Origin of the sequence: Streptomyces sp. NPDC060205 (genome assembly GCF_042728395.1) — a bacterium.
In the GTDB taxonomy this organism is placed as follows: domain Bacteria; phylum Actinomycetota; class Actinomycetes; order Streptomycetales; family Streptomycetaceae; genus Streptomyces.
Genome location: NZ_JBHWZP010000485.1, coordinates 1 through 5,313 on the forward strand (window position 1 = coordinate 1; position 5,313 = coordinate 5,313).

Consider the following 5,313-nt stretch of genomic DNA (forward strand, 5'->3'; position numbering starts at 1 on the left):
AGCACCCTGTGGGGCGGGGGGAACGGCGCGGGCCACCCCCACCGGGCCGCGGTGGACAGGCAACCGCAAGGCCCCCGCAGGGGTGCCCGCACCTGCGGGTTCGTCGTGGCTGGCCGCGCCGTTCCCCGCGCCCCTGACGGGGCCCGGCCGGACGCGGAGGCCCCCGCAGGCCCCGCGGCCCCTCAGGGGCGCGGGGAACTGCGCGGCTCGCCCCCGCCAGCCCGCGGTGGACAGGCAACCGCGAGGCCCCCGTGGGAGCCGTCACGGGAGGATTCGGGATGCTCCCACCGGGAGGTCCCAGAGGTTTTCTCGGGGCAGGCCCGCCGCCGCCCACGCCGCACGGACCCGCGTCAGCGGTTCCAGGACGGGCTCGGCCGACAGGACGAACGTGGCCCAGTGCATCGGAGCCATCCGCCGCGCACCGACGTCCCGCGCCGCCCGCACCGCGTCCTCCGGATCGCAGTGCACATCACTCAGCCACCATCGCGGGTCGTACGCGCCGATCGGCAGCAGCGCCAGGTCGATGCCGGGGTAGCGCGCCCCGATCCGGGCGAACCAGTGCCCGTACCCCGTGTCCCCCGCGAAGTACACCCGCCTGCCGTCGGGCGCGGTCAGCACCCAACCGCCCCACAGCGTGCGGCACGTGTCGTGGAGGCTGCGCTTGGACCAGTGATGGGCCGGCACGAAGTCCAGGCGGACACCGCGCAGTTCGGCCGCCTCCCACCAGTCCAGCTCGGTGACCCGGGTGAAGCGCCGGCGCCGGAACCACCGGCCGAGGCCCGCCGGGACGAACACCGGGGTGTCGCGCGGGAGCCGGCGCAGGGTCGGGGCGTCGAGGTGGTCGTAGTGGTTGTGGCTGATGACGACCGCGTCGACACGCGGCAGCGCGCTCCAGGGGACGCCGACCGGCGTGATCCGGGCGGGAGTTCCGAGGATCCTGCGGGACCAGACCGGGTCGGTGAGCACCGTGAGGCCCCCGATCCGGACCACCCAACTGGCGTGCCCCGCCCAGGAGACGGCGACCGTGTCGGAGTCGACCCGGGGCAACGGCTCCGGTGCGTACGGCAGTCGGGGGATGTCGGCGAGCCCTTCGGGACCCGGCCGCAGCGCCCCCTCGCGCGCGAACCGCGCGAAGCCGCTGAGGCCGGGCAGCGGTGCGGTGAGCCGCCCGGCGAAGGAACGGGGCCACAGCCGCCGTTCACCGAGGGGCCGCGGCGCCGCGAGCGGCCCTTCGGCATCGGGCGGGCCGGAGGGCGTGGTGGTCGTGGTGGTGGCCGACTCGGACTGCTGCGTCATCGAGGGGACTCCCGTCGCCGAGCGTCATCGTCGTCGCGGAGATCGTCGAAGGTCGATCCCAGCAGACTCAACATGCTTTCCACATGGGGCAGTTCCAGAGGTTCAGGTGACACAAGAGACGCCATGCGCTCGTCGTCGGTTGTGCCGAGGAACGGCCCGGTGCACAGCCGCACGCGCAGGGCGCCGAGATCGTCCCCGAAGCGGTGGCCGCCGGGCGCCGGCATGCCCAGCCGGGCGCTGAGGAAGTCCTCCAGTTCCTGCGCGTCACCGACCCCGCGCGCGCCGAGCGCGGACCGCAGCGGGCCGAGGTCGGCGTACAGGTGACGTCCTGCCCGGGGCGGCCGGACGAGGGCGCCCGCCGTGGTGAGCGTCCGGTGCGCGGCGGCGGCCACGCGCGCGTGCAGCCGTACGGACGCGGTGAGGCGGTGTGTGATCTCGTCGGGTTCGCCGAGCGCGTACGCGGCGGCGGAGGCGACCGGCGCGGCGATCCGCGCGTCGAGGGCGGTGAGGACGTCGAGGACGCGGTCGCGCAGCAGGGTGCCGGTGTCGTTGCCGGGGAAGCGGGCGATCGCGGCGGGCCAGCCGGCCGGGAGGAACGGGCCGCACAGGTCGGTCAGGACGGTGACCCGGTCGGGCAGCATCTCGGCGGGCCCGATCAGGACGGTGTCCCGCGGTTCGTGCAGCGTGTCGCGCCAGGTCTCGTCGCTGACCACGTGCAGGCCCTCACCGGCGGCGGCCTCGATGGTCTCGTGGACGAGTTCGGGCGGCGCGACGGTCGCGGCGGGATCGTCGGCGACGGACAGCACGAGCAGCCGCGGATCGCCGCCCTCGGCACGCACCCGGCGCACGGTCTCCAGGAGGGCGTACGGGTCCGGGACGCCGCCGCACTCGGCGGGCGTACTCACGGGGAAGACGGACGCGCCCAGCAGCCGGGCCTGCGGTGTCCACCAGGCCGCGCAGGGGCGGGGCAGCAGCACGTCACCGCCGAGTGCCGCGGTCAGTGCGAGGAGCAGGGCGGGGGCGCCGGGCGCCGCGACGGTCCGGTCGCGGTCGGCGGGCAGTCCGCGCCGGGTCCAGTAGCCGCGGGCGGCGTCCAGGAGTGCGGCGCTCCCGCCGGTCGGTTCGGTGTGCGTGCCGGCCGCGGCGGCGACGAGTCCGGGCGGGGGTGGCAGGCCGTGGCCCGGGAGGGGCGGGCCGTAACGGACAGGTCCGTGCCCTTCCGGTTCGGTCCGCCGCATCTGTGTACCTCCGCGCAGTGCTCCCTGGACCCCTCGGACCGGGACCGGATTCCGACGGTGCCGGTCGTGCTTCCGGGATCCCCGTACCCAGTGATCCACTTCACCAACTCGGCCGATAGGATGGGGCGTTCGGCTCGGCCGTTCGGCTGGGCCGTTCGGCTGCGGCGTTCGGCCGGGCGTTCACGTCAGCGCTCAGCGCCGGTGGCCCGCGTCAGCCGTCCGCGTCAGCCATCCGCGTCAGCCGTCCGCTTCTTCAGCCGTCCGCGGACGAGTCCCGGTGGCGCAGCCGGTGGGCCGCGGCGCCGAGCGCGCCCGCGATGAGGACGCCGCCGGCCACCAGCGCAGCCGTGGAGTCGTTGAAGGTGCCGCCCTCACCGGCGTGCACCCCGTGCGGGACCCGCGTGCCGTGGGAACCGTCGTGGGACGCGCCCAGGGAGACGGTGAAGGTCGCGCTCCACTCCTTGCCCCGGCCGCCGGGCGCCGCCGGGCAGACGCCCTCGGCCCGCCACTCGGAGGTCTTGCCGCCGCCGTCCGGGCCGCCGCCCTCCTCGAAGTCCGCGGCGGGCGCGATACGGGCGGTGCCGCTGTAGGTGAGATCGCCCCGCGCCTCCTCCTTGCCCGCGGGGTCGTCCCGGCCTCCCAGGTCGTCGACGCCCGCGGGCTCCTCGGCGACTGCCGGCGGACCCACGTCGTCCGGGCCCACCGGATCCTCGTCGCCGGCCGGGTCGTCCAAGGCGGCGGGATCGTCCCTCTCGTCGGTGTCGTCCAACGCGGCGGGGTCGTCCGTACCGGCCGGATCCTCCATCCCGGCAGGGTCGTCCTTGCGTCCGTCGTGTCCGCGGTGCTCGGAGTGCCCGCTCCTGTGCAGCCGCACGGTGCCGTGTTCGAAGGCGTCGGAGGTGGCGTCGATGGTTTCGGGCGGGTGCCCGCCGGTCGATGCGCAGGTGACGGAGACGGTGACGCTGCCGCCCGGGTCCACCGTGCGCGGGCTGACCTCCGCCCCCGGGTCCGCGGACGCGGCCGACGCGGCGGTGCCGAGTACGAGGGTGGTGAAAGCGGTGGCGGACAGTGCGCGAGCGGTACGGCTCAGCGGCATGGGGTCGGTCTCCTTCGGCCGTCGGCTGGGGACCCCCACGCCCGGGTACGGCGGCGGAGGCGGGGCACGACCGGCATGCCCCGCAGTCCATCAGAGCCCGCCCGCGCCCGCGGCGCGCGCGGCCGGACACCATTCGTGCCACGCGGACGTCCGAGCGGGTGACACCGCACCCGCCTGTGCCGTCGGCGTCACGCGGGCGCCGGAGGTGTCACGCGACGTCCTGCATGACCTGGTCCCGCAGCCGGTCGCAGCAGCGGCTGATCAGCCGGGAGACATGCATCTGGGAGATGCCGAGCTGTTCGGCGATACGGCTCTGCGTCATGTCGCTGAAGAACCGCATGTAAAGGATGGTCCGTTCGCGTTCGGACAGGGCTTCCAGACGGGGCTTGACCGACTCGCGGTCGATCACGATGTCGAGGGCCGGGTCGGCGGAGCCCATCGCGTCGCTCAGGGAGTAGCCGTCCTCGCTGCCCGGCAGTTCGGCGTCCAGCGAGAGCGCCGTGAAGCTCTCCAGCGCCTCCAGGCCGGTGCGTACGTCGTCCTCGCTCATCTGCGCGTGCGCGGCGATCTCCTCGACCGTGGGCTGTCGGCCGGAGATGGTCTGGGACAGTTCCTGACGCGCGAAGCGGACGCGGTTGCGCAGGTCCTGGACCCGGCGCGGTACGTGCAGGGTCCACATGTGGTCACGGAAGTGACGCTTGATCTCACCGGTGACGGTCGGCACGGCGTAGCTCTCGAAGGCGTTGCCGCGCTCGGGGTCGTAGCGGTCGACGGCCTTGACCAGACCGAGCGCCGCGACCTGACGCAGGTCCTCGAAGTTCTCACCGCGGCTGCGGAACCGGCCGGCCAGCCGCTCCGCCATGGGCAGCCAGGCCTCGATGATCTGGTCGCGCAGAGTGTCGCGCGACCGGCCCGGAGGCAGCGAGGCGAGTATGCGGAAGTCCTCCGCGGTGTCGGGGGCGTCGTCGTGCGGATGGTGCCTGGCGCTCGCGTGAGTGCGCATGATGCCTGCAACTCTCTTGAGGGTGCTCCGGTTGGACGGTCAACCGTGAGAGCGCACCCTGAGCCGGACGGGCACACCCGTGGGGCGGGACGCGACTCCCACGGACGTGCCTCCTGTCCGAAGCACTGAGTGTCCGCCTGCCCCGGGTTGCACAGGGCAAACACACGGATCCCGGAACCGGTCGAGGCCGGCTCGCACCAGGACCCCAAGACCTCGTGTCGATGTGCGGGGCTCGGGTACGCGGGGGGTCACCCCGAACATCTGGAGGGACACATGGAGCGAGGCAGCAACCGCCTCAGCGCCCACCGGGACGAGGAGATGAAGCACGAACTGCAGGGTCTGCTGAGGTCGGGCCATCCGACCCGGGCGGAGGAGTGGCACGACCCGGAGCCGGTCGCGGACGACGATCCGACGGTTGCCGGGGGCCCGGTGCGGCCGGGCGCGGGCAGTACGACCGTGGCGGCGGTGCGCCTCGAACTGGCGCGGAGTCTGGGCCGTACGTCGTTCCCCGCGGGGCCGCGGGAGCTGGTCGGTGTGCTGCGCGAGCAGTACGCGCCCGAACAGCTGGCCGACTCGCTGGATCGTCTGCCGGACAAGGAGCGGTACGCCAACGCGCACGAGCTGGCGCTCGCGGTCGTGGGCTCCGCCGGCAGCTAGCCGGGACGCGGCCGACGCGGGCG

The 5,313-nt window shown here is 74.4% G+C and carries 5 protein-coding genes; 1 reads left to right on the forward strand and 4 read right to left on the reverse strand.

Annotated elements, in window-relative coordinates:
* Nucleotides 1-261 precede the first annotated feature (261 nt).
* The 4 genes from ACFWGJ_RS41495 to ACFWGJ_RS41510 all read right to left on the reverse strand — a co-directional run bounded on the left by ACFWGJ_RS41495 (nucleotide 262) and on the right by ACFWGJ_RS41510 (nucleotide 4,633).
* Complete coding sequence (locus ACFWGJ_RS41495; RefSeq protein ID WP_387334138.1) at nucleotides 262-1,296, reverse strand: MBL fold metallo-hydrolase; 1,035 nt, start codon at nucleotides 1,294-1,296, stop codon at nucleotides 262-264.
* On the reverse strand, nucleotides 1,293-2,534 hold the full coding sequence (locus ACFWGJ_RS41500) for an aminotransferase class I/II-fold pyridoxal phosphate-dependent enzyme (protein ID WP_387334139.1): 1,242 nt from the start codon (nucleotides 2,532-2,534) through the stop codon (nucleotides 1,293-1,295). The genes ACFWGJ_RS41495 and ACFWGJ_RS41500 overlap by 4 nt, the downstream gene beginning before the upstream one ends.
* A gap of 253 nt (nucleotides 2,535-2,787) precedes the next feature.
* Nucleotides 2,788-3,630 (reverse strand): hypothetical protein, encoded by an 843-nt coding sequence (locus ACFWGJ_RS41505; protein ID WP_387334140.1) that lies wholly within the window; start codon nucleotides 3,628-3,630, stop codon nucleotides 2,788-2,790.
* Nucleotides 3,631-3,838: 208 nt separating this feature from the next.
* A complete protein-coding gene (locus ACFWGJ_RS41510; RefSeq protein WP_387334141.1) occupies nucleotides 3,839-4,633 on the reverse strand; it encodes an RNA polymerase sigma factor SigF in 795 nt (264 codons plus the stop codon).
* Nucleotides 4,634-4,906: 273 nt separating this feature from the next.
* Between ACFWGJ_RS41510 and ACFWGJ_RS41515 the strand changes: the two genes are divergently transcribed.
* Complete coding sequence (locus ACFWGJ_RS41515; protein ID WP_387334142.1) at nucleotides 4,907-5,290, forward strand: DUF2795 domain-containing protein; 384 nt, start codon at nucleotides 4,907-4,909, stop codon at nucleotides 5,288-5,290.
* Nucleotides 5,291-5,313 lie beyond the last annotated feature (23 nt).